Annotated in this window: 14 protein-coding genes; 3 read left to right on the forward strand and 11 right to left on the reverse strand. The window is 61.8% G+C overall.

Annotated elements, in window-relative coordinates:
• Positions 1-94: 94 nt before the first annotated feature.
• From V476_RS20945 to pvdM, 6 genes are all read right to left on the reverse strand, one after another.
• The gene (locus tag V476_RS20945) at positions 95-2,506 is read right to left on the reverse strand and encodes a TonB-dependent siderophore receptor (RefSeq protein ID WP_024960453.1); all 2,412 of its coding nucleotides are present in this window, start codon (positions 2,504-2,506) and stop codon (positions 95-97) included.
• Between the two features lie 272 nt (positions 2,507-2,778).
• Positions 2,779-5,010, reverse strand: a complete 2,232-nt coding sequence (locus V476_RS20950) for a TonB-dependent siderophore receptor (protein ID WP_017279768.1) — start codon at positions 5,008-5,010, stop codon at positions 2,779-2,781.
• A gap of 306 nt (positions 5,011-5,316) precedes the next feature.
• On the reverse strand, positions 5,317-6,993 hold the full coding sequence (locus V476_RS20955; protein WP_024960454.1) for a cyclic peptide export ABC transporter: 1,677 nt from the start codon (positions 6,991-6,993) through the stop codon (positions 5,317-5,319).
• Between the two features lie 66 nt (positions 6,994-7,059).
• Positions 7,060-7,920 carry a dihydropyoverdine dehydrogenase gene (gene pvdO / locus V476_RS20960; protein ID WP_024664125.1) on the reverse strand — a complete coding sequence of 287 codons (861 nt, stop codon included), beginning with the start codon at positions 7,918-7,920 and terminating at the stop codon, positions 7,060-7,062.
• A 47-nt stretch (positions 7,921-7,967) separates the two neighbouring features.
• Positions 7,968-9,248 (reverse strand): pyoverdine-tailoring periplasmic protein PvdN, encoded by a 1,281-nt coding sequence (gene pvdN, locus V476_RS20965; RefSeq protein WP_024960455.1) that lies wholly within the window; start codon positions 9,246-9,248, stop codon positions 7,968-7,970.
• Positions 9,241-10,635: a pyoverdine-tailoring dipeptidase-like protein PvdM gene (gene pvdM / locus V476_RS20970; protein WP_016567752.1), complete on the reverse strand. Its 1,395-nt coding sequence runs from the start codon at positions 10,633-10,635 to the stop codon at positions 9,241-9,243. Before pvdM ends, pvdN begins: the two co-directional genes overlap by 8 nt.
• Before the next feature lie 182 nt (positions 10,636-10,817).
• Here pvdM and pvdP point away from each other — a divergent pair, with 182 nt between their 5' ends.
• Complete coding sequence (gene pvdP / locus V476_RS20975) at positions 10,818-12,452, forward strand: pyoverdine maturation tyrosinase PvdP (RefSeq protein ID WP_024960456.1); 1,635 nt, start codon at positions 10,818-10,820, stop codon at positions 12,450-12,452.
• 197 nt (positions 12,453-12,649) lie between these two features.
• Here pvdP and V476_RS20980 read toward each other — a convergent pair whose 3' ends face one another.
• From V476_RS20980 to V476_RS20990, 3 genes are read right to left on the reverse strand one after another with little or no spacing between them, the layout of a single operon-like run.
• Positions 12,650-14,038, reverse strand: a complete 1,389-nt coding sequence (locus tag V476_RS20980) for an efflux transporter outer membrane subunit (RefSeq protein ID WP_024960457.1) — start codon at positions 14,036-14,038, stop codon at positions 12,650-12,652.
• 7 nt (positions 14,039-14,045) lie between these two features.
• Positions 14,046-16,016 carry a MacB family efflux pump subunit gene (locus tag V476_RS20985; protein WP_024960458.1) on the reverse strand — a complete coding sequence of 657 codons (1,971 nt, stop codon included), beginning with the start codon at positions 16,014-16,016 and terminating at the stop codon, positions 14,046-14,048.
• Entirely contained in the window at positions 16,017-17,189 is a 1,173-nt protein-coding gene (locus V476_RS20990) for an efflux RND transporter periplasmic adaptor subunit (RefSeq protein WP_024960459.1), read from the reverse strand.
• A 192-nt stretch (positions 17,190-17,381) separates the two neighbouring features.
• Between V476_RS20990 and pvdQ the strand changes: the two genes are divergently transcribed.
• Positions 17,382-19,715 carry a bifunctional acylase PvdQ gene (pvdQ, locus tag V476_RS20995; RefSeq protein ID WP_032629379.1) on the forward strand — a complete coding sequence of 778 codons (2,334 nt, stop codon included), beginning with the start codon at positions 17,382-17,384 and terminating at the stop codon, positions 19,713-19,715.
• Between the two features lie 52 nt (positions 19,716-19,767).
• Here the strand turns inward: pvdQ and V476_RS21000 are convergent, their stop codons facing one another.
• Positions 19,768-20,079, reverse strand: coding sequence for a hypothetical protein (locus tag V476_RS21000; protein WP_024960461.1), 312 nt, complete (start codon positions 20,077-20,079; stop codon positions 19,768-19,770).
• Positions 20,080-20,278: 199 nt separating this feature from the next.
• A complete protein-coding gene (locus V476_RS21005; protein WP_024960462.1) occupies positions 20,279-21,475 on the reverse strand; it encodes an amino acid aminotransferase in 1,197 nt (398 codons plus the stop codon).
• A gap of 401 nt (positions 21,476-21,876) precedes the next feature.
• Here V476_RS21005 and uvrB point away from each other — a divergent pair, with 401 nt between their 5' ends.
• The gene (uvrB, locus tag V476_RS21010; protein WP_003345654.1) at positions 21,877-23,892 is read left to right on the forward strand and encodes an excinuclease ABC subunit UvrB; all 2,016 of its coding nucleotides are present in this window, start codon (positions 21,877-21,879) and stop codon (positions 23,890-23,892) included.
• Positions 23,893-24,123: the final 231 nt, after the last annotated feature.

Below are 24,123 nucleotides of genomic sequence, written 5' to 3' on the forward strand. Positions count from 1 at the left end.
AAACGTCCGACTTTTTGGGGTCAGTTCACTCCAGCGTGGGCATGCCTTTCTGGACGCTCTGCGTCCGCTCTTGAGTGCGCGGCGCGAGCGTCGCTTAAAAATCACCGCGCAGGATCAGGACGTAGTTGCGCGGGTCGCCGTAATAGTTACCGCGGTCGATGTCGCCGGTGGCCTTGTAGTATTTGCGATCCAGCAGGTTGTTGCCGTTGAGGGCCACCGACCAGTGTTCGTCGATTTTCCACGCGATCCGGGCATCCCAGATGGCCCTGCCAGCGTTATCGATGGGTTGGGTCGACTCGTGTTCCGAGTAGCCGCTCTGCGCCGAAACCCCGCCGCCGACCGTCAACCGACGCCAGGCGCCGGGCAGGGTGTAGCGGCTGGTCAGGCGCAGCATATGCCGGGGTGTTTCTGCTGAAATCGATTGCCCGTCGCTGCCGCGGGTGATGTTGAACGTGTAGCCGGCCAGGGTCTGCAATCCCGGTAACGGCTCGCCGCTGATTTCCATATCGATGCCCTTGCTGCGCCGAATATCACCGTTCAGGTAGCAGGTCCCATAGGCATCATTGCTCAGGCACTGACCCGCATTGGCATCATCTTCGACGGCCACGTCCTTCTGCTTCACATAGAACAGCGCCAGTGACACGTTCAGGCGTTTGTCGAACAGCTCGCCCTTGATTCCGGTTTCATGGCTGGCACCGATGGCCGGATCAAGCAGCGTACCTGAGGCGGTTCGATAGGCGCTTTGCGGCAGAAAAATATCCGTGTAACTGGCGTACCACGACCAGTCCCGGTTGAGGTCGTAGATGACCCCCGCAAACGGCGTGACCTGGTTGTCCTCCTGCGCGCGACGGTTTACGCCTGCGGACGTGGTCTGATAGTCATAGCTGCTGACCCGGCCACCCATCACCAGGCTCAAGGATTCTGTCAGGCTCAGGCGCAGGTTGCTGTAGACGCCATAGCGCTTGTCGCTGTAGTCCGTGCTGCTCCAGGCCGGGCGCGCAGGTTCGGCAATCGCGTCGTGGTCGGGGTTGAAGATAGCCAGCGGCTGATTGGCGTTGACCGTGGCATAGCGCGACTCGCGTTTCTGCTCGGACCCGTTGCCGCCGACGGTCAACTGGTGAGTCAGGCCAAAGGCGTCGAACCGGCCGTCCAGGTGCGCGTCGATGCCATTGCTATGGATATCGTCCGAGCGGAACAGGGTTCGGACCAGCCGGGAACCGCTCTGCGTCGCTGGATCAATAGCGCCCTGTGCGTAGGCCACCTTCTGATCGAAAGCGCCATCGGAGTGGGTTGCCGACAGTGTGCCGCTCCAGCTCTCATCAAAGCGGGTTTCCAGCTCGCTGAACACTTCGTCGGTGCGGGTCTGGTGGCGGTTCCAGTTCTGGGCCAGCGACGTGGAGCGCGGCAGGTCGATGGCCTTGCCGTTGCTGTAGCGAGGTAGACCGAAGATCGAAAAGCCTTGGGTGTCCGCGTTCTGATGGCGCACGCCCAGGGTCAGGGTGGTGTCTTTGCTCAGGTCGGTTTCCAGGATGCCGTAGAGCAACGGCGCGGTTTTCTGCAGACCATCGGTGAAATAGCCGCGGTCTTCATAGGACGTTACGAAACGCCCGCGGATGCTGCCGGAATCGTTGAGTTTGCTGCTGCCATCCAGGTCGACCCGGTAGTTGTCCCAACTGCCTGCGCGGGTGGTAATCGACAGCTGCGGCAGGGCGGTCGGGCGCTTGCGGACCAGATTGACCGCACCACCGGGGTTGCCTGCGCCGATCAGCAAGCCGGCTGCGCCGCGCAACACCTCGACGCGGTCGTAGATTTCCATGTCCGGGGTCATCCAGCCGGTCACGCTGTAACCCTGACCGGCCACGCCATCGATGATGTAGCTCTCGTCCTCCAGCGCGAAGCCCCTCGAACTGAAGACATGAGAGCCGAAGTTACGTTGGGAAAAGGTGATGCCGGGCGTTTGGGCCATCACTTCATCAAGGCCGGTGAGGTTTTTGTCGTCCATCACCTGGCGGGTCATGACGGTGATCGACTGCGGCGTTTCGCGCAGCGACTGAGCGGTCTTGTTGATGCTCACGCCAGTGGCCGCATACGAGCCGCTGCCCTCGGAGGTGATGCCGAACGAGTCGCCCTTGATCGCCACCGGCCCGAGATTCATGGTTTGTGCGGAGGCAGCAGCGCCAAGGGTCAGGGTGTTGTCTTCAAGACTGTGCGCTACGTTGGCTTTTTTCAGCAGGTCGGCAACTGCCTGTTCGGGCGTCAGCCTGCCATGCACCGGGCTGCTGAGCTTGCCGTTCAGGTCGTCGGGGTTATAGAGGATTTGCAGATCGCACTGGCGGCCCAATTCCTTTAGCGCACTGCTCAGGGTCTGGGCCGGGATATCGAACTCGAATTCCTCTGCCAGTGCCTGTCCCTGAACACTCAACACCAGCAACAACCCCACACCGCCCAGACGCAGGCCGAGCGTTTTCACGCGGCCTGTGCGCAGACGGCTGGAGGATGTTTGCATGGGAGGGATGGCTCGTTGAGATCAATGGCGAAGGATAATGCATTTGCGGTGGAGTTGGTGGTATGCAGATGTTTGCTGAGTGTCCCGGCCCCTAGCGTTCCGCTCGCTCAAACGCTCATGGGCCAGTATGTTGTCCAAAAATGCATCGTCTGAACTACAGTCTTCGCGAACAAGTTCGCTCCCACGGCCTTCGGCCAGAATCAAAAGCGGGCTTGTGTATAACGCTGAATGCAGAGCGTAGGCGCTAGAATCACGCCTATCGTTTACTTAGATCAGAAATCCCCCCGCAAGGTCAGGACGTAGCTGCGCGGTTCGCCGTAGACGTTGGAGCGGTCGGTGGCGATCGAGGTGGTGTAGTACTTGCGGTCAAACAGGTTTTCGGCGTTGAGTGACACCTTCCAGTTTTCGTCCAGTTTCCATGACGCCCTGGCATCCCAGATGGCCCGACCGGCCACGCCCAGTTCTTTGTTGGACGGCACTTCGTAACCCGAATCCGCCGACACTCCAGCGCCCAGGGTCAGGCGGTTCCAGGCACCTGGCAGGTTGTAGCTGGTGTTGAGGCGCAGCATGTGTTTCGGCGTTTCGTAAGCCACATCCGAATCACCGTTGTTGCGCAGCATGTTGTAGGTGTAACCGCCGAACACTTGCAGCCCCGGCAGCACTTCACCGCTGGCCTCGACGTCGACGCCCTTGCTGCGGCTGATGCCGTCCTGCAGGTAGCAGGAACCGTCGGAGCTGGTAGGGCACAGTTCAGTGGTGTTCACATCAACGGCAGCCACATCTTTCTGTTTGATATAGAACAGCGCCATCGACAGGTTCATGCGTTTGTCGAACAGCTCGCCCTTGAAGCCGGTTTCGTAGTTGGAGCCGATGGCCGGGTCCAGTGGCGAGCCGCCAGCGGTGACGTAGTTGGCCTGTGGCGTGAAGATGTCGGCATAGCTGGCGTACCACGACCAGCTGTCGTTGATGTCATAGATCAGGCCGGCGAACGGGGTGAATTCCTGAGTCTGCTTGGATTCGTAACTGTTTGCCGCACCGGTTTTGACGTCGTACTTGTAGTCGTACCAGCTGAGGCGCGTGCCCAGCACCACGCTCAACGGTTCGCTCAGGTGAATGCGCGTGTTGGCGTACAGACCCGCGCGTTCTTCGGTGGTGTCGATGTCATTTTGCCAAGCGGGACGGGCCGGTTTGGCAAACGCATTCTCGTTGACGTCGAAAACGTTGACTGCGGTGCGTCTGGTCACGGTCGCCTGATGTGTGTTGGCGTCCTGCTTCGACCAATCGGCCCCCAGGGTCACTTGATGTTCAAGGCCGAACGCGTTGAAGTTGCCTTCCAGCTGGCTGTTCAGACCGACGCTGTCGACCTCGTCCTTGCGAAACAGCGTGCCCTGAAAGTTGGAGCCCGCCAGCGTCACGGGATTCACTGCGCCCCGTGCGTAGGCAATGTTCTGATCGAAGCCACCCTGGGAATAGGTCAGCGACGTCCGGCTGGTCCAGTCCTCATTGAAGCGATGCGCGACTTCGGTGAACACCTCGGTCATGTCGCTTTCATGGCGGTTCCACTTCTGCGCCAGGTTGGTCGAGCGCGACAGGCCCAGCGACTGGCCGTTGCTGTAGCGCGGCAGACCATAGATCGAGTAGCCGTTGATGACCTGTTCCTGACGACGCAGGCTCATGGTCAGGGTGGTGTCATCGCTCAGGTCGGCTTCGACGATGCCGTACAGCAGCGGCGTGCGGCTGTCGCGACCGTCCAGGTAGGAGCCGCTGTCATCGTAGGCCGCGACCATGCGCCCGCGCAGGGTGCCTGAATCGTTGAGCTTGCCGCTGCCATCCAGGTCGACCCGGTACTGGTCCCATGAGCCGGCGCGGGTGGTGATCGAAAATTTGTTCTCGGCGGTCGGGCGTTTGCGCACCAGATTGACCGCACCGCCGGGCTGACCGGCACCGACCAGCAGCCCTGACGCGCCGCGCAGCACTTCCACGCGGTCGTAGATCGCCATGTCGGGCTGCATCCAGCCGGTGATCTGATAGCCCTGACCGCCAATGCCGTCGACCAGGAAGCTTTCCGCCAGCAACGAGAAGCCGCGTGAGGTGTACACGTGACCGCCGAAGTTGCGGTACTGGAAGGTGATACCCGGAGTGTCTTCCAGCACGTCGCTGAGGCTGGTGAGGTTGTTGTCATCCATGACTTGCCGAGTCACCACGCTCACCGATTGCGGTGTTTCGCGCAGCGATTGCGGTGCGCCCTTGCCGATACTCACTGCGCCGGTGGTGTAGGAACCGGTGCCGTCGGTGCTGGTGCCCAGGTAATGCGAGTCGATTGCGGTCGGGGCCAGATTGACCGTGCCCGTCGTGTTCGAATCGTCTGCGACAGTTTCCTGCGCCTGGCCGGCCACCGGCATGCACAGCGCAAGACCCATGGCCGCCATGGATGGCCGGGAGCGGAACATCTGACTGAGCATCAACGCTTTGCTGAGCGGGGTGAGTCGTGACGGGTTGTGCATGAATTGGCTCTTTCCAGTGAGTATCGGCAAGGAGATCGGGAGCGTCGTTCAGGTCTGCGCAGTCGGGTCCAGCCGTCGACCGGGCAGGCGTGAGCTACTTTTTTATGGGGCGTTGCGCGAGAGATGGCTGGGCGCGCAATTCGCTGTTAATGAGAACGAAAGCGAATAACGTTTATTTAATGTTTTTTTCACAATTCACGAAGAAAGATGGCGCTTGGCTAGTAATTGAGCTTAGCGCGGAGTGCACAGGCAAAAAAAAGCCCCGCTCGCGGACGAGCCGGGCGGGGCGTTCAAGGCGTGGGTGAATCACGCCGGAATGGTTTTGTCACGGGTTTCGCTGTGAACCTGTTCGACCTGAATCTGCCCGGTCTGCATCCGCACCAGCTGGTCGGCGACGTAGAAATAGCGGTCGTCATGGGAGATCACGATGATGGTCTTGCCCTGTTGCTTCAGTTCCGGCAGCAGCTCGGTGTAGAACACGCGACGGAACGCCGGGTCCTGATCGGCGGCCCACTCGTCGAACACCAGCACCTGACGCTCGTCCAGCCACGCATTGATCAGCGCCAGACGCTTGCGCTGACCGGTCGACAGATCGGTGGTGGTGAAGGCCCCGTTCTCGATCCTGACCTTGTGCGCGATGTCCAGGCGCTCCAGGTATTTGCCCGCGTCCTGCGGCAGCGCGGCCTGACCCTGCAACGGCTCGTCGAACAGGTAGTAGTCGGCGAAAATCGTGGTGAACAGCTGGCGGTAGTCATCCAGCTTTTCCGCAGTGACGGCCTGGCCATTGAGGCGGATCTCGCCCTGTTGCGGCGTGTATAGGCCCAGCAGCAGCTTGATCAGTGTGGTCTTGCCACAGCCGTTCTCGCCGACGATGAACACGATGTCGCCCTGTTTGATGCTCAAATCGACCGGGCCGAGGTGGAAGGCATCGCTGCCCTCGACCGGCGGGTAGTCATAGCGCAGGTTGTGCAGTTCCAGCGTGTGCATGCTGGCCAGCGACGTCGGGCGGTCACTGACCAGCAGGTGCGGTTCGGGGCTGGAGAATTTCCACGACAGCTCGGCGATGCGACGCATGGCGATCTGCGCACGGCTGATGCCGGGCAGGGCAGTAATCAGGCGTTCCAGCGGGCCTTTCATGTACAGCATCACCAGCACGAAGCCGCCCAGTACGGTCTTTTCGGTCGTCGGCCAGAGCGCCTGAAAGGCGATGGCCATGCCGATCACCGCGAAGAACAGCATCGAGCCGAAGGTTTCCGCGCTGACGAAGATATTGGCAGCGCGAATGTTCGAGCGGCAAATGTGTTCAGTGGCACCGTGAATCTTTTCGTCGAGCATGTGCTGACGACGTTTGCGCTGAATGCGCAGCTCCTTGGCGCCTGCGGATAGCGCCTGATAGTGCTTCTGCAATTCGTCTTCGCTGTTGCGCGCGGCCAGAATGCTGCGCATGCCGAACGCATGCGCCAGGTATTGCGCGCCGGTGCCGAGCACCACGGTGAGCACCGTCAGCGCCAGAATCTGCCAGGACAGCACGGCCAGATAGGCCAGGCAGCCTAGGGTGACGGTAAACGAAATCACCATCGGCGCGACCGACAGGGCAAAGGTGCTGATGGTGTTAACGTCGTTGAGCAGCACTGGGATCAGGCGGTGCGCGCGATAGCGTTCCAGCTGCTCGATGGGCGCGACCAGCACCTTGGCCGCCAGCTCGCGGCGCAGGTTGGCGACGACTCGCTGGCCGACGTAATTGGTCGACAGGTTGGACAGGGTCGAACACGCCAGGGTCAGCACACACAGGCCGGCAAACAGCAGCGCGGTCTGCGTGTCCGGCCCGCCGGGCATGTTCATCGCGTTGTTGATGGTGGCCAGCAGGCCGGTCACGCTCAGGCCGCTGACAATCCCCAGCAAGGTCGACAGCGCCACCAGCCACCAGAACGGCTTGAGGATTCTCAGGGTTTCCCGGGCGAGGCTTTCAGTTGTGCGGGTCATGGTGTGTCTCGTCAGTGTCCGTGAGTGCGGCGTGGGCTTGTTCAGGCCGGGGGCGCATGAAGTCCGTCAGAGGTCGCGGGCGACCCGGAAACCCAGCCAGTCGCCCCGTACATCCGGCTGGCGGCTGTTGCGGTTGCCGGAGCGCGAGAAAATCGGCGCTTCGGTCCAGTCATTGCCGCGAATCATCTTCCAGGTGCAATCACCGGCCAGCCATGCGCTGCCATCGGTGGGCGCGCCGTTGTAGTTGCTGGTCTCGCAATCGGCAGTCCATTCGTAGACGTTGCCGTGGGCGTCGTAGATGCCGAAATCGTTAGGGCTGTAGCTGCCAGCGGGCGCTGTGTAGCTGAAACCGTCTTCCGGGCCGTAGGTGTTGGCGTGTTTGGCGATGCTGTAGGGCTTGCCTTCGTCCATCGGAAACGGGAAAGAGCCCTTGCTGCCGCCGCGTGCCGCGTATTCACGCTGGGCTTCGCTGACCATGTGGTAGGACTTGCCGGTCTTTTTCGACAGCCATTCGACATACGCCTTGGCTTCGTTCCAGTCCATGCACACCGCAGGCTGACGCGGGCTCAGCGGGTAGCGCGGCGTGCCGGCCTTGCACTCGCGACCCGGCCGGGTATCGCCGTCCGGCATTTTGTAGCCGGAGCTCTTGATGTAAGCGTTCCACTCGCCGCTCAGCACCTGAAAACGGCTGATGGCGAAGGGTTTGGCGAAGGTCACGTCGTGCAGAGGACCTTCGTCCGGCTGACGACCCAGTTCCTCTTCGGGCGCACCCATGGTGAAGGTGCCCGCAGGCAGCACGACCATTTCCGGGCAGTCCTTGCAGTCCTTGAACACCTTACCGGGCGCGGGTACCGGCGTGGCGGCCAGGGCGCTGTCGCAGAGCAGAAGGCCGAGCAGGGCGGACAGGGGCAGCAGTGTTTTTTTCATGACGGGTCTCGATGGAAAACGGAAAACAGGTGATCAGTGCATTTGTGTCAGGCGCGCCGGGCGAGCAGCGTCATGAAGCGATCGATTTCGGCTTCGCTGTTCAGCAGCCCCGGCGCGGTGCGCACCACCGGGCCTACGTCGCGACTCACCGCATCAACGACCATGCGCTGCTTCATCAGCCAGGCCGCCACGTCGTCGCACGATTGGCCCTTGAGCCGGAAGAAGCTGAAGCCCGCCGACAGCGCAGAATCCATGGGCGTCACCAGCTCGACATTGGGCTGGGCCTTAAGGCGCTGCTTGAGGTAACTGTTGAGCTGGTGAATACGTGCCTGCACATCGGCCTTGCCCAGTTGCAGGTGCAATTTGAAAGCCTCGTTCAACGCCCAGCGGTGTTCGAACGAGTGGTAGCCGCCGGGCGTCATGATCGTGCTGAAACCGCTGGCTTCCGAGAACGTCGGAATCAGCGGCGTGAGGTCCTTGACCTGTTCCGAGCGGGCGCAGACGATGCCGGTGCCGCGTGGACCGAACAGCCACTTGTGGGTGCCGGCGACATAGAAGTCGCACTTCATCTCCGGGAAATCGAGGTTCTCGACGCCAAAGCCATGCACGCCGTCGACCACGTAGAGGATGCGGTCCTGGTCGTCACGGTTGCGGTTGTGTTCCTCGACCAGATCGCCGATGGCCCCGATGGGCAGTTTCACGCCGCTGCCGGACTGCACCCAGGTCATGCCCAGCACCCGCGTCTTCGGCTGGATGCTGCGCGCGATGGAGCCGATGATTTCATCGACCGAGACGGTAGCCGGGTCCTTGAACAGGCGAATCTTGCGCACCTGCGTGCCGTCGCGCTGCTGGCGGAATTTGAGGATGTCGCGGACGCAGGAATGCTCGTGTTCGGTGGTCAGAATCTCCTGATCCGGGCGCACATGGAGACCGCCGTAGATGATCGCCAGGCCTTCAGTGGTGCTGCCGGTCAGGGCGATCTGGCCGGGTTGGGCCTTCAGGTACTTGCCCGCCCAGACGCGAACCTCGTGTTCGCGGCGCTCGGTCTCTCCCAGGTCCCAGTCCATGGCCAGACCGGGATTGCGGTCGATATGCGCGCGATGCTGTTCGATGGCCTGACGAACCGGTGCAGGGTGCGAAGTAACCAGAAAATTCGAGAGGTGAACGTAGTCCGGGTCCTGATTGAACAATTGTTTCAGGCGCGTCCATTTATCCGTGGAGGCCGGCTGAGTGGCTGGCGTCATGGCCGCCGTTGCCAGGCCGGAGCCCAGTGGCAGGGCTGCGGCCAGCACTCCGGCATGTTTGAGAAAGGTTCTGCGATCAGTCATGAGCGTCTGCGCCTGAGGGTCGGGTAGCGGCGTTTGAGAGATTCATGTGTTTCACATCCGGACGGGCAGCCGCCTGAACCTGCTCCCAGACACGCAGGAAATTGCCGCCCCACAGCTTGGTGATATCCGCCTCTGCGTAGCCGCGCTCGATCAGTTCGGCCGTCACGTTGCGGATCTCGCTGACATCGTTGAAGCCTTTCACGCCGCCGCCATCGTTGAAGTCGGAGCTGATGCCGACGTGGTCGATGCCGATTTTGCGGACGGTGTAATCGATGGCGTCGACGAAGTCCTTGACCGTGGCTTTGGGCTCCTCCTCGAGAATCGCGTACAGCTTGCTGGCATAGGCGCCGAAGCGTTGCTCCGGCCAGACGGTGATGATCGGGTCGCCGGGCATCAGCGCCATGGCCAGGTTCGGCAGCGGTGGCAGGTCGAAGTCCTTGCGCAGCGCGTTGAGCTTGTCCTGGGTTTTCTGGCTCAGCGGCTTCAAATAGGCCGGGAACGCTACGATCTGCACCACGCCGCCGCTGCGCTTGATGAGCTGCAGTTCCTCGTCGCTGAGGTTGCGCGGGATGTCCACCAGCGCACGCGGCGCCGAGTGCGAGGCGACCATGGGCGTACGGCTCAGCTCGCTGACCTGTTGCAGCGCCTTGCTCGACATCTGCGACACGTCGATGATTACACCCAGGTCGTTGAGGCGGCGCACGGCTTGCCTGCCGATCTCCGACAGGCCGCCCAGTGCGTCGGGCGTGTCATTGAGAAATGGCAGGGGGCGTGAAGAATCGGCCCAGCTGTTGTTGCCAACGTAACTGAAACCGAACATGCGCATGCCGCGTGCGGTCCAGTGGTCCAGCAGGCTCAGGTCACTGCCCAGCGGGTAGGCGTTGAGCATGCTGATGAAGATCGCAAACTTGCCTTCGCCGTGCAGGCGGCGCATGTCGTCCGGGGTGTAGGCGATGCCGACCTGATTGGGGAAATCGCGCACCATGCCGGTGATGATCTTGTAGCGCACTTCCTGCTGATGGCGTGCTTCGTCGACGAAACCGGGTGTCGGACGATGCGGGGCGTTGTCGCCGTTCCAGATCTCCGGCCAGCCGAATACCGTCAGCGCTGCCCCGGACAGGCGTCCGCGCGCGGCTTTCACCAGGTCGAACTGCCCCGAGCCGTCCTTGTCGGCTTCGTTGCCCTCGCTGCCGAATTTCATCGGCACGGTGATGTGGCTGTCGAAGGAAATGATCCGCTCCTGCAAGTCGTCGGCCTGTTGCATGACCTTGACCGGGTAGCCTGCCGGCGACCAGTAATTCCAGGCCAGAAAGCCCGTACCTGCACTGATTGCCAGGGCCAGCGGCAGGCCGATGAAGAGAGCTTTTTTCCAACGCGGTCTTGTCATTTCCGTCTCGTGTGATTAACCGTTGCGCAGCCTGCGACGGCTGTTGCTATCTGGTGGAGAACGAGCGGATCGCCGATAAATTTAGCGCGGGGTAATGGATGTAGGTGCAGCGCTAAATTTGTCTGCCGGGTTTACGTTCTAGCTTGGATAACGGCTGTCTCGGGGCTGGAACAGGTAGGGTAATGACGATTTCTCGACGAGGGTTCATAGCGGGGCTGGCGCTGACCGGTGCGGCAGTTCCGGCAGCGTATTACGCGCATCGGGAACTCACCCGGGTCGACCTGCCGGAAACGCCGGGCGAAGCGACGGCGGGGCCTGCCGATACCGCCACCCAGCGCCTGGCCGACAAGTTGCGCGGTGTGTGGACTCTGCGCTTTGAGGGGCGCGATGCCGGGCTTGGCGGTGCGCCGCTCGAAGGCCTGGAAATGTTTCTCGACATCGCCCCGCGCGGTCGCGGTCTGCGCGGCTACATAGACACGGCCGAGCAATTGCGCGGCGATGCGCTGCCGCGTTTTCGGGTGATTGGCGATCTGCAACCGGCCAACGCCGCAAGACTCTATCTGCGGGTCATGGACGGGCATGCAGGCAATGATCCGCACAGCGACAGCCCGGATTACGAATTCAGCCTGACCCTTGATGAAGTCTGGGGCGCGTTCGGTAACGCCGGCAGCGGCACTCTGAGCGGGCGTATCGAACGTCTTGACCGACCGCTGGCCCTGCCCGAACTGGAAAACCGTCTGATCGCGATCAAGCAGGTGTTTCCAGAAGCGCGGGAAAGGGTGGGCCTGAGTCCGCCGTTTCTGGCCTGGCTGGTTTCCAGGGAGCATCGTCTGTTCCATCAGCTCTGGCATGCCTCGCGAGACAAATGGCACAAGTTGCCGGAAGACAAGCGTGACGCATTGCGCGGCATCGGCTGGCAGCCGGGGCCGCGTGATCATGAGCGCGATGCGCGTGGCCCGCACAAGGACCGCAACGGCTCGGGTGAAGACTTCTTTTATATGCACCGGCACATGCTGATCCAGGCACGCAGGATTCAGGACTTGCCGTCCTGGCCGCGCTTTCCGCTGCCGCAGCCTGAGCTGGAACGCGACCGCCTGGGCTTTGCCCGCTATTTCGACAATCACGACGGTTGTTCGCTGCCGCCCAACTGGCTGGCGCATGGTGACGAGGAATACACACAGCTGGTCAGCGATATCAAAAGCCACGAGACGTTTCATACGCATTTTCAGGTCTGGGAATCGCAGTATCGCGATCCGCGCTTTTTGTCGAAGCTGACCCTGGGCCAGTTTGGTTCGCAGGTCGAACTGGAACTGCACGACTGGCTGCACATGCGCTGGGCCTCGGTGGCCCGAGATCCGGCCAACGGGCAGCCGGTGCCGATGGCACGTCGTTCGGATGATTTTGCCGAGCGCTGGTTCGCGCCGGAAAACGACTTTCTCGCCGACCCGTTTTCATCGCACGTGAACCCGGTGTTCTGGATGTTCCATGGCTGGATTGACGACCGCATTGGGGACTGGTTCCGCGCCCACGAGCGCTTTCATCCGGGCGAAGTGAAGCGCCTGGAAGTCAACGGCGTGCCGTGGTTTGCGCCAGGCCGCTGGGTGAATGTCAGCGACCCGTGGCTGGGGCCTGAAACGCACGGTTGCAGCACAGTGCCCGGCCAGGCTGCAGGCACGACCATGGAAATGGACCCGGAAGTCATGAAGCTGGCGCTGCGGATTACTTTTGCTGCGGATGACAGGTTGAGCAACCTGCTTCGCCGTGTACCGCGCCGGCCGTGGTATGCCCGGAATCTGTTGCCGGACAGGTGGTTTTGACGAACGACGGTTGAGATTGTCGTCCCCTACGCTCCAGCGTGGGAGTGCCGTCTATGACGCTCTGCGTCGCAAGAGGACGCAGAGCGTCCAGAAAGGCATGCGACGCGAAGCGTCGCACGATAATCGGATTGTCCGCGCAGACCGACGCAGAGCTTCAGCACGATAGTGGGGTGCGATTATCGTTCCTTGCGTGACGCTCAGCGCACCTGCCAGCCCCCACCCAGTGCCTTGTACAGCGCGATGCTCGTCTGCAGGCGCGCCAGCCGCAGTTGCACACTGACATCATGCGCCAGGTACAACGTGCGCTGGGTTTCCAGTACGGTGAGCAGGTCCTCGGCGCCTTCCTGGTAGCGGCTCTGGGCGATGCGGAAGGCGGTCTGCGCCTGCTTGAGCTCTTCTTCGTGCCAGTAGCGCTGCTGATCCAGGCCACGAATGCTGTTCAAGGCTTTTTCCACGTCGGCGAAGCTGTTGATGATCGCGCCGCGATAGGTTTCCAGCAGCTCTTCCTGACGCGCTGTGGCCTTGTCGCGCTCGGCGGCCAAGCGACCATTGTTGAAGATCGGTCCGACCAGCCCGGCAGCGAGGCTGCTGAACGGTGCGCGCAGCCAGTCTTCGGCGCGGGTGTTTTCGGTACCGAGCCTGGCGCTCAGGGTCAGTTTCGGCAGCATGGCGGCGCGGGCGACGGTGACATTGGCCTGTGCCGCCGCCAGTTCGGCTTCGGCCGTGGCCAGATCAGGGCGGCGGGTCAGTAGTTCGCTGGGCAGGCCGGGGCCGATGTCCGGCCAGTTCAGGGTGTCGAAGGGCTGATCCGCGAGGTGCAGATTCTGCACCGGCTGACCGAGCAAGGCCGCCAGGGTGATCAACTGCTCGTTGGCCAGTTGCTGAACACGGGGCAGTTCACGCTGCTGGGTCGCAACCAGATTCTTCTGCTGCGCCAGCTCCAGAGCGGTAGCTGAACCCGATTCATAGCGCGTCTGCACCAGACGCAGCACGTCTTGTGCGTTGGTCAGGTTCAGTTCGGCAATCCGCCCTTGCTCGCGCGCCGCCAGGGTTTGCGCATAGCGATCGGCGACGTTGGCCAGCAGGGTCAGCTCCACGGTCGCTTGATCGAACTGGCTGGCGCGCAGGCCCTGTAGTGCGCTGCCGCGTCCCGCTGCGATGCCGCCCCAGAAATCCACTTCATAGCTGGCGGTCAGGTCGCTGGTGAAGTTGTTGGTGTTGTTGTCATCTGAAGGGTTGGCCTTGCGGTCGCTGTTGCGCACGAATTTGTTGCGTTCACCGCGCACGTCAAACGCCAGCTCCGGCAGTAACGGCGCGCCGCCGATGATAGCGCTGGCCTGCGCCTGACGAACCCGCGCCATCGCCGCAGCGACTTCGTGGCTGTCGCGGCTGGCCTGTTCGATCAGGCGATTCAGCTGCGGACTGCCGAACTGCCGCCACCAACGCACGTCGCTGCGCTGTGCGGCGGCGTTTTCGGCAAACGCCCAGCTTGCTGGTGGCTGGATGCCGCTGTCCAGCGGCGGAGCAGGCGTCTGGCAAGCGCTCAGCAACAGGCAGGCAGTCAAAACGGAGAGACTGGTCTTCATTGATCGATCATTCACTGGTGAGGGCCGCGACCGGGTCGAGGCGAGCAGCTTTGCGGGCCGGCATGAAGCCGAAGATCACGCCGGTTATCAGGGCGCAGGCAAACGCCCCGGCCACAGCCGGCAGGGTGAACGCCACCGCCACCTTACTGAGCAGCAGCGCTGCGCCCATGCCCAGCGCCAGGACGATACCGGCCAGCCCGCCGACCACGGAAAGCATCATGGCCTCGGTGAGGAACTGCCGCAGGATGTCGCTCTGCCGCGCGCCGGTGGCCATGCGGATGCCGATTTCACGGGTGCGTTCGCGCACCGTCATCAGCATGATGTTCATCACGCCGATACCGCCGACCAGCAAGGAAATGGCGGCAATCGAGCCGAGCATCAGCGACAGGGTATTCTGGGTACGTGCTTCGGCCTGGATCATCGCGGCGTTGTTGGTCAGCTCGTAATCCTGTTTGCCGTGATGCAGTTGTTGCAGCAGGTTGCGTATTGATTGTTCGGCCTGTTTGACGTTGTTGGCGTCGCGGGTGGCGATGGTGATGTACTCGGGGTCCTGCGTGCCGAACAGGCGGATGCTGGCCGACGAGTAGGGGATGGCGATGCGATTGTCGCTGTCCAGATCGCCCGACGTGGCGCCTTTTTCCTGCAGCACGCCGACCACCTGAAAAGGCACGTTTTCGATCAGGATGTACTGGCCGACAGGGTCGGTCTGCTCGCCGAACAGTTTCTGGCGAACCTTGTAACCAATCACTGCCACGGCCGCTGCGTTCTGCTCATCCGCCTCGCTGAAATAACTGCCTTCCACCACCGGCCAGTTGAAGATCGCCGGAAAGTGCGTGTCATTACCGCCGACGTAACTGGAGTGATCGACGTTGCCGTAGCGCACCCCGGCCTGGCCGCCGTTGACCGGCATGATCATCTTGACCTCGGGCAACTGGCCCAGCGCGGCGACTTCCTCCAGGGTGATGACGCCCTTGGGCGCACGCGGATTGGGCGCCTTGCCGTTGAGGTAAATGATGTTGGAGCCGAACGACGACATCTGTGCCATGACCTGACGCTTGCTGCCTTCGCCGACGGCCAGCATCACCACCACCGACGCCACGCCGATGACGATGCCCAGCAGCGTCAGCGCAGTTCGGAAGCGGTTGATCCACATGACGCGCCACGCCGCCTGAACCGCATCGAGCAGTTCGCCTTGCCAGGCGCTGTGACTGCCGCTGCCCTCGCTCAGGCGCTTGCGCAGGTCGACCGCTTGCAGCGCGGCTGGATTGTCTACAGGCGGCGTGGACCGGTCATTGGCGGTATCGCTGATCACCAGGCCATCACTGATCTCGATGACCCGTTTGGCGCGCGCCGCCACTTCCCGGTCATGGGTGATGAGGATCACCACATGGCCCTGGCTGGCCAGTTCGTCGAGCAGGGTCATCACCTCCGCGCCGCTGTGGCTGTCCAGCGCACCGGTGGGCTCGTCGGCGAGGATGATGTGCCCGCCATTCATCAAGGCGCGGGCGATGGAAACCCGTTGCTGCTGGCCGCCGGACAACTGATGCGGTCGATTGCCGGTGCGCGACGCCAGGCCCAGCCGGTCGAGCAGGGCGGCGGCCCGCGCGTGACGCTCTGCGGCGGGCGTCCCGGCATAGATCGCCGGCATCTCGACGTTTTCCTGAGCCGAGCCGGACGGAATCAGGTGATAGCCCTGAAACACGAACCCGAATGCCTCGCGGCGCAGCCAGGCGAGTTCGTCGCTGCCCAGCGTGGCGACGTTTTCTCCGGCGAACAGGTATTCGCCCGAGGTCGGACGGTCCAGACAACCGAGGATGTTCATCAGTGTCGACTTGCCGGACCCGGAAGCGCCGACAATCGCCACGAACTCACCGGCATGAATCGACAGATCGATGCCGCGCAGCACGTTGACCAGTGGGCTGTCGCCTCCGCCGTAGGATTTGCGGATGCCTCGCAGGTCGATCAGCGGCGTGCGCATTCAGCCCCCGCTGCCGACGGAGGCGGGCACCAGCAGGCGCTCACCTTCATTCAGTCCGTCGAGTACCTGCACGCGCAGACGGTCGCTGATGCCGGTGCGCACCTGACGGATCTGCACCTCGCCATTGGCAGATAGCACCTGGGCGTTCTGCCTATCAGTCTGCGCCCCGTTTCGCAACGCCGCGAGTGGCGCGGTGAGGGTGTTCTCGGCTTTTTCGGCGACGAAGAATATCTGTGCGGTCATTTCTGCCATCAGCGCCTGATCGCTGTTATCCACGTCCAGCAGCACGGTGTACAGCACCACCCGGCCACCGCCGTTTTTGCGCGAACTGCTTGGGCTGCCACCGCCCTGATTGGCTTGATCCAGCGGCCTGGGCGGTACTGGCAGGATCTGCCGCACGGTGCTGCTCCAGCGCCGGTTGCCGCCGCTCAGGGTGGTGAAATAGGCAGTCATGCCGGGTTTGACATGGCCGATATCGGCCTCCGAGACCTCGGCCCAGACCGTCATCGGCGACAAGCGGGCGATGCGCAGAATCAGCGGTGTCTGTTGTTGCGCGTTCAATGTCTGGCCTTCACGTGCGTCGAGTGCCACCACTGTGCCGCTCATGGGCGCGAAAATACGGGTGTAGCCCAGCGCCGCTTCGTCGCTGCGCAGGGCGGCCTGCGCTTCGAGAATCTGCGCCTTGAACATATCGACCCGTGCCTGGGTGGCGCGAAATTCCGATTCCGCAGCCTGCACGTCCTCGGCCCGTGTGGCACCGCCTGCGGCGAGGCGCTTCTGGCGCTGCTGCTTCTGTTCGGCCAGTTCGTGCAGCGCACGCTGTTCCTGCAATTGCGCCTTGAGGTTATCGATGGCGTAGCGTGCGGCGTCGAGCTTGGCTTTTTGCGTCGAAGGGTCGATCTCGACCAACAGGTCGCCTTCCTTGACCTGGTCGCCGACCTGGGCGTGGATTTTCATGATCTGCCCACTGGCCTGCGAACCCACGTCCACGTAGCTGCGCGGCTGCAGGGTGCCGAGCGCCGTGACGCTGTTTTCGATCGTGCCGCGGGTCACCGTCACAGTCGCGGCGCTGCCTTTGCTGTCGGGCAGGATCTGCCAGGCGCATACGGCAATGACCGGGAACAGGCACAGCGCCACCAGGAGGGCGCGTCGAGGATGTCGAGAGCGTTTCATGCAGATTCCTGCGCTGGGAGATCAGTCGGTCGGTGAACGACGGCCACGAGAGCTGCCCTTTAAACGAGGCATGCCGGCAGGAATTTAGCGTCGAACACGGGTTATCCGCTTCGGCTAAACATCAGCGTCCGTGCTTCGTTTAACGGGAGCGGCTAATTCGGGTCGTCTTGTCGAGTTGGAGTCAGCGTGATTATGTCCAGACCCCTGTGCGGTTTTCTGTTTGCAGGTCTTTCGTTCGCTGTGGTTCTGCCTGCGCAGGCCTTGGTTGAGCCTGGAAATCAGGCGGCCAGGGCCGAGATCCGGCGGACCGGTTTTGGCGTGCCGCATATCGTTGCCGCCAATGAGCGCGGTCTGGGCTACGGCATCGGTTATGCCTACGCGCAGGACAACCTGTGCCTGTTGGCCAATGAGGTGGTCACCGTCAATGGCCAGCGCTCGCGCTATTTCGGCCCGGACAAGGCGACCCTTGAGCAGCGCAACAACATGGCCAGTGACCTGCTGTTCCAGTGGCTCAATACGCCGCAGGCACTGGCGGATTTCTGGAAGGCGCAGCCACTGGAGATTCGCCAGTTGATGCAGGGCTATGTCGCCGGTTACAACCGTTCGCTGGCCGAGCAGACCACCCAAGGCCTGCCGCAACGCTGTGCGGCCGAGTGGGTCCGGCCGATCAGCACTGATGACCTGGTGCGTTTGACCCGTCGCCTGCTGGTCGAGGGGGGCGTGGGGCAGTTCGCCGAAGCGCTGGCCGGTGCCACGCCGCCTGCGCTGCAGAAGCCACTGCAGGTAAATGCTCAGCAGGTTCAGGCGCTGCAACTGGCCGCAGCGCGTAATCAGCGTTTTGCCCTGGAGCGCGGCAGCAATGCAGTGGCAATAGGGCGCGAGCTGTCCGCCAACGGGCGTGGCATGCTGCTGGCCAATCCGCATTTTCCATGGGCTGGCGGCATGCGTTTCTATCAAATGCACCTGACCATTCCCGGCAAACTCGACGTGATGGGCGCAGCGCTGCCGGGCCTGCCGCTGATCAATATCGGCTTCAATCAGCATCTGGCCTGGAGCCATACCGTCGACACGTCGAAACACTTCACGCTGCATCGTCTGCAGCTCGACCCGAAGGATTCCACCCGTTACCTGCTGGATGGCCAATCGGTTGCCATGGGCAAGCAGCAGGTGAGTGTCGACGTGAAGCAACCGGATGGCAGCCTGAAGTCGGTGCCACGCATCGTCTATTCGTCCATATTCGGTCCGGTGGTGCAATGGCCGGGCAAGCTGGACTGGGATAATAAGTTTGCCTTCAGTCTGCGTGATGCCAACCTGCAAAATGATCGGGTGTTGCAGCAGTGGTATGCAATGGACAAGGCCGACAGCCTCAAGGCGTTTGAGGATTCGGTGCACAAGATCCAGGGCATTCCGTGGGTCAACACCCTGGCAGTCGATGCCAAGGGGCAGGCGCTGTACATGAACCTCTCGGTGGTGCCGAACGTTGACGCCGCCAGGCTTGCCCGATGCAGTGATCCGCGCATCGGCACGGAACTGATCGTGCTCGACGGCTCGCGCAGTGAATGCAACTGGAAGGTCTCCGCGGAGGCGGCACAAGCCGGTATCTATCCGTCCTCGCGCCAGCCGCAACTGCTGCGGACCGACTTCGTGCAGCACTCCAACGATTCGGCGTGGATGGTCAATCCCGCTGCGCCGTTGAAGGACTTTTCGCCGCTGATCAGCCAGGACAGTCAGCCGCTGGGACAGCGAGCGCGTTTTGCGCTGGATCGGCTGGAGAGCCTAAAGAAGGCGGGCAAGATCAGCGTCGAGAACCTGCAAGCGATGGTCATGGATAACGAGGTGCATCAGGCCGGGCAAGTGCTGCCGGATCTGCTCAGGTTCTGTGCCTCGGAGCTGGGTGATGATGCGGCGCGTCTGATGCCGCTGTGTACCGCGCTGAAAGCCTGGGATGGTCGCGCTGACCTGAACAGTGGCATCGGCTTCGTGTACTTCCAGAGAATCGTGACGTCCATGCAGGCTGTTGCCTTGCGCTGGCGTGTTGCGTTCGACCCTCAGGACCCGGTTCACACGCCGAGCGGGCTGGCGATTGAGAACCCTCAGGTCGCCACTGCATTGCGCGCTGCCATGTTGGCCGCAGTGGATGAAGTGACCAAGGCAGGCCTCTCGGCAGGCAGTAAATGGGGCGACATTCAGGTCTCCAGCATCAGCGGCAAGCAGATCCCTATTCATGGCGGGCCGGCCGGGCTGGGCGTCTACAACGCCATGCAGACAATCGCTGGCAAGGGCGGCAAGCGGGAGGTGGTCAGTGGCACCAGCTACCTGCAGGTGGTGTCGTTCGACGAGCATGGCCCCAAAGCGCAGGGTTTACTGGCGTTCTCGGAGTCGAGCAATCCACAGTCAGCCCATTCAAGCGACCAGACTGAGGCGTTTTCAAAAAAGCAGTGGCAAGCGTTGCCGTTCACTGAACCACAGATCAAGGCTGATCCTGAGTATGAGGTGCAGGTGATAAGCGAGGAGGCCAATCGCTGAAAGAGGCAAGAAAAGCGTTTGGGCCATGCGGCCCAAATGCGCTTGCCGGGAATCAGCCGCCGGGTGTATCGATATCGGCGTCAACGCCAGTGGTGGGCTGATGATTGCGTAAATCCTCGGTTTTTTCTTCCGGCTCATGGTCAGGCACATAGGCGCTGTCGCTGTTTGACTGGCTCTGCGACTGAGTCTGTGACTGGCTTGGGGAAGGCGTCTGGGCCTGGCTCTGGCCATTGCCCTTTTCAGTCTCGGGTTTTACGTCCCCGACTTGCCGCTCGATTGCCGGATCGTTGCGGTCCGGGCCCGGGCTGGCAGGTGAGTCCTGATTTGGCGTCGGTTCTTTCTGACGTTGCGGTTCGATAGACATGAGTACCTCGATATCTGGTTCAGAAAATGTGCTGACAGAGTTTCGAGGCAGGTTTTTTCAGATCGTTCGATGGAAAGTGCCCAGCGGAGCAGGGAGCTGGGAGCTACAAGCTGCAAGCTACAAGCTACAAGCTACAAGCTGCAAGCAAGAGCGGTTCTGCTTTTGCTTTTGCTTTTGCTTGCAGCTTGCAGCTTAAAGCTTAAAGAACCTGCTTGATCGCGTCACACACTACGTCGATGTTCTTCTGATTCAGCGCGGCCACGCAGATACGGCCGGTGTCCAGCGCGTAGATGCCGAACTCGCTGCGCAGGCGCTGGGCCTGTTCGGCGGTCAGACCGGAGTAGGAGAACATGCCGCACTGGCGCGCGACGAAGCTGAAGTCCTGACCGGCCGGGTTATCAGCCAGACGCTCGACCATCGCCTTGCGCATGCCCTGAATGCGCAGACGCATTTCGCCCAGTTCCTCTTCCCACATTGCACGCAACGTCGGGTCGTTAAGCACCGCCGCGGAGATGATCGCACCGTGGGTCGGCGGATTGGAGTAGTTGGTGCGGATCACGCGTTTGACCTGGGACAGGACGCGAGTGGTTTCTTCCTTCGATTCGGTGATGATCGACAGCGCGCCGACGCGTTCGCCATACAGCGACAGCGATTTGGAGAACGAGCTCGAGGCGAAGAAGGTCAGGCCCGACTCGGCGAACAGGCGCACTGCCAGCGCATCTTCCTGAATGCCCTGACCGAAGCCTTGATAGGCCATGTCCAGAAACGGGACGTGGCCCTTGGCCTTGACCACTTCCAGCACTTTTTTCCAGTCATCCAGGCTCAGGTCGACCCCGGTCGGGTTGTGGCAGCAGGCGTGCAGCACGACCACCGAGTTGTTCGGCAGGTTGTGCAGGTCTTCGAGCATGCCGGCACGGTTCACGTCGTGAGTGGCAGCGTCGTAGTAGCGATAGTTCTGCACCGCAAAGCCTGCGGTTTCGAACAGCGCGCGATGGTTTTCCCAGCTCGGGTCGCTGATGGCGACGACGGCATCGGGCAGCAACTGCTTGAGGAAGTCGGCACCGATCTTCAGTGCGCCGGTGCCGCCGACCGATTGGGTGGTCAGCACACGGCCCGAGGCGATCAGCGGTGAATCGGCGCCCAGCAACAGTTTTTGCACGGCCTGGTCGTAGGCGGCAATACCGTCGATCGGCAGGTAGCCACGCGGCGCATGCTGGGCCACGCGGACCTTCTCGGCTTCGGCCACGGCGCGTAGTAGGGGAATGCGCCCGTTTTCATCACAGTAGACGCCTACGCCAAGGTTGACCTTGGTGCTGCGGGTGTCGGCGTTGAAGGCTTCGTTGATACCCAGGATCGGATCGCGGGGTGCCATTTCGACAGCGGAGAACAGGCTCATGGTGCGGCGGCTCTTGGTGAAGAGTGGGAAGGGGACACGCTGAGGCTCGATGCGCCAAAGCGGTGCGCAAACAGAGCGTAGTATAGAGAGCATCCCCTCGGTGATCGACAGTGCAGGGCGGGTTTTTTACAGGTTTTTGCGCATATTTGTAGAACGTTCGTTCGGTTAAAACCTCAATGCTTTAAGTGGGTGGCTTGAAAGGCTGATATATGACTCCATCTATTAGCCATCACTTCAAAACATCGCACGCCTGCTTCCCGGTGGGAATGGCCGTTTGCGATGATTTCGTCGTTGCGCGCCGTCATGCGCCGACGAATATTTCCAGTTGTGCCGTCGAGGCGGTCAGGTCGCGGAAAGATTCACGCGAACCCGTCAGACGCGCACCATTCAAGAGGTCAGTTATGTCCGAGTTCCAGCTCGTTACCCGCTTTGAGCCAGCCGGCGATCAGCCCGAGGCCATTCGCCAACTGGTCGAAGGGATCGACGCCGGGCTCGCCCACCAGACCTTGCTCGGGGTGACCGGCTCGGGCAAGACGTTCAGCATCGCCAACGTGATTTCCCAGATCAAGCGCCCCACGCTGGTGCTGGCGCCGAACAAGACCCTGGCCGCACAGCTGTATGGCGAATTCAAGGCGTTTTTCCCGAACAACGCCGTGGAATACTTCGTTTCCTACTACGACTACTACCAGCCTGAAGCCTACGTGCCGTCGTCCGACACCTTCATCGAGAAGGATGCGTCGATCAACGACCACATCGAGCAGATGCGTCTGTCCGCGACCAAGGCGTTGCTGGAGCGCAAGGATGCGATCATCGTCACCACGGTGTCGTGCATCTACGGTCTGGGCAGTCCGGAAACCTACCTGCGCATGGTCATGCACATCGATCGCGGTGACAAACTCGATCAGCGTGCCTTGCTGCGCCGTCTGGCGGACCTGCAGTACACCCGTAACGACATGGACTTTGCCCGTGCGACATTCCGGGTGCGCGGTGATGTGATCGACATCTACCCGGCCGAATCCGATCTGGAAGCGATTCGGGTCGAGCTGTTCGATGACGAGGTCGAGAGCCTGTCGGCGTTCGATCCGCTGACCGGCGAGGTGATCCGCAAGCTGCCGCGCTTCACCTTCTACCCGAAAAGCCACTACGTCACCCCGCGCGAAACGCTGATCGAAGCGATGGAAAACATCAAGGTCGAGCTGCAGGAGCGTCTCGAATACCTGCGCAGCCAGAACAAACTGGTGGAAGCCCAGCGTCTTGAGCAGCGCACCCGTTTCGATCTGGAAATGATGCTGGAGCTGGGCTACTGCAACGGTATCGAAAACTACTCGCGCTACCTGTCGGGCCGTCCGTCCGGTGCGCCGCCGCCGACCCTGTTCGACTATCTGCCCCCGGATGCCTTGCTGGTGATCGACGAATCCCACGTCAGCGTGCCGCAGGTTGGCGCGATGTACAAAGGTGACCGTTCGCGCAAGGAAACCCTGGTCGAGTATGGCTTCCGCCTGCCGTCGGCACTGGATAACCGGCCGATGCGCTTCGACGAGTGGGAGGCGATCAGCCCGCAGACTATTTTCGTCTCGGCGACTCCGGGTAACTACGAGGCCGAGCACGCCGGGCGTATCGTCGAGCAGGTGGTGCGTCCGACCGGCCTGGTGGACCCGCAGATCGAGATTCGTCCGGCGCTGACCCAGGTCGACGATCTGTTGTCGGAAATTCACAAGCGTGCTGCGCTTGAAGAGCGGGTGCTGGTCACCACGCTGACCAAGCGCATGTCCGAGGATTTGACCGATTACCTGAGCGACCACGGGGTGCGCGTGCGTTACCTGCACTCGGACATCGATACGGTGGAACGCGTCGAAATCATCCGCGACCTGCGCTTGGGGACGTTCGATGTGCTGGTGGGCATCAACCTGCTGCGTGAAGGTCTGGACATGCCGGAAGTGTCGCTGGTGGCAATTCTCGATGCCGACAAGGAAGGCTTCCTGCGTTCCGACCGTTCGCTGATCCAGACCATTGGCCGGGCCGCGCGGAACCTCAACGGTCGGGCGATTCTGTATGCCGACCGGATTACCGGCTCGATGGAGCGCGCCATCGGCGAGACCGAGCGACGTCGCGAGAAGCAGATCGCCTTCAACCTGGAACATGGCATTACGCCCAAAGGCGTATTCAAGGACGTCGCCGACATCATGGAAGGCGCCACCGTGCCCGGCTCGCGCAGCAAGAAGCGCAAAGGCATGGCCAAAGCCGCCGAAGAAAACGCCCGCTACGAAAACGAACTGCGCTCGCCGAGCGAGATCAACAAACGCATTCGCCAACTGGAAGAAAAAATGTACCAACTGGCCCGCGACCTGGAATTCGAGGCCGCCGCACAAATGCGCGACGAAATCGGCAAACTGCGCGAGCGGTTGCTGGCGGTTTGATTGGCTGGCCGCCGCTTGTGTCAATCCGCGCTGACCTACATGCCAATGCTCCGTGTTGGCAGGCAGGTCGTTACGCTCTGTGTCAAAAGTCTTCAGTGCCGCACAACGTCATGCCGCGCCTCTATGAGGCCGCCATACGTGCTTTTCGATCACGATGGCACAGACGACGCAGAGTGCGACGTTAGTGACGGCTGAGTCCTGGCGCTGATCCGGGGGTAGCCTGGCAGGACG

The organism is Pseudomonas syringae KCTC 12500, assembly GCF_000507185.2.
GTDB lineage: Bacteria > Pseudomonadota > Gammaproteobacteria > Pseudomonadales > Pseudomonadaceae > Aquipseudomonas > Aquipseudomonas syringae.